A 4,230-nucleotide genomic window follows, 5' to 3' on the forward strand; every position below is an offset into this window, starting at 1 on the left:
AATGTCAATGGTTACAAATCAATCATATTTCCGCATAACGCACCATCCACGGAACGCAGAATTCAATTTTGGGTTAAATTCACATATTTATTAATGGGGTTTGTTGGTGGGGGTGGTGCGTTGCGGCAAGGTCAACATTTTCGTGAAAACCGATGATTTATCGATGCCGCAACACACCCTACCTGCCCCAATTGGGGGGATAAATGCCTTGTCGAATAAACCGATGAATGCTTGACCACGGCCAATCTGTTGGTGATTTACATAACCCATGTTTCACCGGGTTAATATGAATGTAATCGCAATAGGCGGCAAATTCTTCTTCGTTCCGTACCCGATGTTCCCAAAATCGCCGTTGCCATAAATTCCGTTCCCGACGGGCTTTTCGCGATGGGGTTGTTCTCGTTTCTAGATTTAAGCGATCGCCGATTGATCTGGTCACGTCACTTTTCACCAAACGCATTCGTGTTGAAAAATCCCCGTCGTTTTCCGGTAGCGTCCACAAACAATGAAAATGGTCAGGTAATAAGACAAAAGCATCAATTTGAAACGGGCGTTTTCGGCGAACTTTTTCGATCGCCTGTCGCAACGCTACCCTCGCCATATCGTCGCACAGCCACGGCTGGCGATCGCACGTCACCTGTGTAAAAAAATAGGTTGCCCCCTGCCAATATTCTCGCCGATATTCTGCCATTGTAATCAGTCGAAAATTGCGATAATATTATTATGATAGCCTTCCTCTATCACACCAATCATCGTGCTGCGGTAAACTGGGTTGGTTGCGATCGCTCATAAAATCATCTGAAATAGCCCCAAAGCTCATCCACCACGCATCCCAATCAAATCGCTCTTGCTCCCGAAGTTTGTTGGTGGGGGCGACATCATCATAGGTAGGGTGTGTTATGCGGCCAGAAAATGCGAATGGTGACAAATCAATGATATTTCCGCATAACGCACCATCCACGGAACCCCGAATTCAATTTTGGGTTAAATTCACATATTTATTGATGGAATTTGTCGGTGGGGGCGACACCATCATAGGTAGGGTGTGTTATGCGGCCAGAAAATGTCAATGGTTACAAATCAATCATATTTCCGCATAACGCACCATCCACGGAACCCCGAATTCAATTTTGGGTTAAATTCACATATTTATTAATGGGATTTGTCGGTGGGTGTGGTGCGTTGCGGCTAGGTTAATATTTTTCGTCAAAATCCATGATTTATCGATGCCGCAACACACCCACTGAGTTTCGATGATAGACATGGGCGATCGCGTGCCAGGTTTCTCTTAAAATAAAGATGTATTATAACTTGGAAACTGCTATGGCTTCATCTCTTCCCTCCCTGAGCGGTGCTGAAATTCGGCAAACCTTTCTGGATTTTTATCAGCAGCGCTCTCACACCATTTTACCGAGCGCGTCCCTCATTCCGGAAGACCCGACCGTATTATTAACGATCGCCGGAATGTTGCAGTTTAAGCCCATATTTTTGGGTCAGCGTGCGGCTGAGGTTCCCCGTGCAACCACCTCTCAGAAGTGTATCCGCACCAATGATATCGAGAATGTGGGACGCACAGCCAGGCATCATACCTTTTTTGAGATGTTGGGCAATTTTAGCTTTGGGGATTATTTTAAGGAACAGGCGATCGCCTATGCTTGGGAACTCTCCACCAAGGTGTTTAAACTGCCCCCAGAGCGTTTGGTCGTCAGTGTTTTCCGAGAAGATGATGAAGCCTTTGCTATTTGGCGCGATCAAATTGGTATCCCCGCTTATCGCATTCAGCGCATGGGAGAAGAGGATAATTTCTGGAAATCTGGCCCCACTGGCCCCTGCGGCCCCTGTTCGGAAATTTACTATGATTTTCACCCAGAATTGGGCGATGAAACCTTAGACCTAGAAGATGATACCCGGTTTATTGAGTTTTATAACCTAGTTTTTATGCAATATAACCGGGATTCTGATGGGAATTTAACGCCGCTAGAAAATCAGAATATTGATACCGGAATGGGGTTGGAGCGGATGGCGCAAATTCTCCAAGCTGTGCCCAATAATTATGAGACGGATTTAATTTTTCCGATTATTGAAGCCGCAGCCAACTGTGCCGGAATTGACTATCACCAAAGTGAGGAAAAAACGAAGATTTCCCTAAAAGTCATTGGCGATCATGTGCGAGCAGTCGTCCATTTGATTGCCGATGGCGTGAGTGCCTCGAATATTGGCCGGGGCTATATTCTGCGTCGGTTGATTCGTCGGGTGGTGCGTCACGGCCGGTTGTTGGGAATTACGGAATTATTTACGGAAAAAGTGGCAGAAGTGGCGATCGCCCTTTCCGAAAGCGCTTATCCGAATGTGCGAGAGCGGGAAACCCTGATTAAATCCCAATTACAGCAGGAAGAATCGCGCTTTTTGACCACCCTAGAACGGGGTGAAAAGCTGTTGCAAGAGATCGTGGAGAAGGTGCTAAAAGAGCGTAAAACGGAAATTGCCGGAGAGGATGCGTTTAAGCTCTATGATACCTATGGTTTCCCCCTAGAATTGACCATGGAAATAGCCGAAGAACAAGGGTTAACCGTGGATCAAGAAGGCTTTGAAGCCGCCATGCAGCAGCAAATTGAGACTTCCCAAGGGGCCCATGAAACCATTGATTTGATGGTGCAGGGGTCTTTGGATCAGTTGGCTGAACATATCCATCCGACTCAGTTTACGGGATACACGGAACGGTCAGGGATGGCGGAAATTCAGGCGCTTTTGGTGGACGGAAAATCCGTTGAAGTTGCTGAAGCGGGGATGCAGGTACAAATTGTGCTGGATCAAACTCCATTTTACGCAGAATCCGGGGGACAAGTAGGCGATCGCGGTTATCTGTCCGGTTCAGATCTGCTCATCCGTATTGAAGATGTGCAAAAAGAGTCCGATTTCTTTGTCCATTTTGGCCGCATTGAACGGGGAACCGTGAACCTCGGAGACTCGGTAACCGCGCAGATCGATCGCGCTTGTCGGATGCGGGCCCAAGCCAATCATACGGCGACTCATTTATTACAAGCCGCTTTGAAGAAAATTGTTGACCCGGATATTGGCCAAGCGGGATCTTTGGTCAACTTTGACCGTCTGCGCTTTGATTTCAACTGTCCCCGCGCTCTGACGGCTGAGGAATTAGACCAGATTGAGGAGCAGGTGAATACTTGGATCAGTGAAAGTCATGGGTCAGATGTACAAATTATGTCCTTGAATGAAGCCAAGGAGAAGGGTGCAACCGCCATGTTTGGGGAGAAATATGGCGATACGGTGCGCGTGGTGGACTATCCAGGGGTGTCCATGGAGCTGTGCGGGGGAACCCATGTGCAGAATACGGCGGAAATTGGCTTGTTTAAGATTATTTCCGAAACCGGTATTTCTGCCGGAGTGCGCCGCATTGAGGCGGTTTCCGGGGCTGCGGTGCGCGAGTATCTGCAAGTGCGGGATGCGGTGGTTCGGGAATTGGGCGATCGCTTTAAAGCCAAACCGGAGGAGTTGGTAGAGCGGGTGAGTCATCTGCAAACGGAGTTAAAGGCGACACAGAAGGAGTTAGAGCAAGTACGGGCAGAATTGGCGATCGCCAAATCCGATCAGTTGCTCTCCCAAGCCGAATCTGTGGACAATTTTCAGATCTTAGTTGCCCAGCTCGATGTCGATCCAAACTCCCTAAAAACGGCTGCCGAACGGTTATTACAAAAGCTCGGTGAAGGCGCTGTCGTTTTAGGTTCCGTTCCTGAAGCCGATAAAGTGAGCTTAGTCGCAGCCTTTAGTAAATCCGTCAATCAAAAGGGCTTACAAGCCGGTAAATTTATCGGTCAAATTGCCAAAATTTGCGGCGGTGGCGGCGGTGGACGACCCAATTTAGCCCAAGCGGGAGGACGCGATCCCAGTCAATTACCCACGGCTTTAGAAATGGCGAAAACCCAGTTAAAAGCAGCCCTCTAAGTTTATGTAGTGCCGTGACAACCCTAAAATGGTGGGTTACGGCGGATTGATAGATTGCTGTCAGAGTCTAGGTTTTAGCCGCCTAACCCACCCTACGCTAATGCACTATTTTAGCTGTGTCACGGCAGTAGTGGACCGGCAAGCTTAAAATCATGGGTAAGCTATGTGCTACAATTTACTAATGGAATAAATTACAGCGATCGCGTTGGCCACAGTTTTAAGCTTGCCGGTCCAGTAGTGGCTTGGCAAGCTTAAAACTGTAGGTTGGGT

The 4,230-nt window shown here is 48.0% G+C and carries 2 protein-coding genes; one reads left to right on the plus strand and one right to left on the minus strand.

Features of this window, described 5'->3' with window-relative positions; genetic code table 11:
• Positions 1 to 178: 178 nt before the first annotated feature.
• On the minus strand, positions 179 to 691 hold the full coding sequence (locus tag PMG25_RS04335) for an REP-associated tyrosine transposase (protein WP_283765685.1): 513 nt from the start codon (positions 689 to 691) through the stop codon (positions 179 to 181).
• Positions 692 to 1,323: 632 nt separating this feature from the next.
• On the opposite strand from PMG25_RS04335, the gene alaS reads away from it, so the two are divergent.
• Positions 1,324 to 3,960 (plus strand): alanine--tRNA ligase, encoded by a 2,637-nt coding sequence (gene alaS, locus PMG25_RS04340; RefSeq protein ID WP_283765686.1) that lies wholly within the window; start codon positions 1,324 to 1,326, stop codon positions 3,958 to 3,960.
• Positions 3,961 to 4,230: the final 270 nt, after the last annotated feature.

The organism is Roseofilum capinflatum BLCC-M114 (assembly GCF_030068505.1).
GTDB lineage: Bacteria > Cyanobacteriota > Cyanobacteriia > Cyanobacteriales > Desertifilaceae > Roseofilum > Roseofilum capinflatum.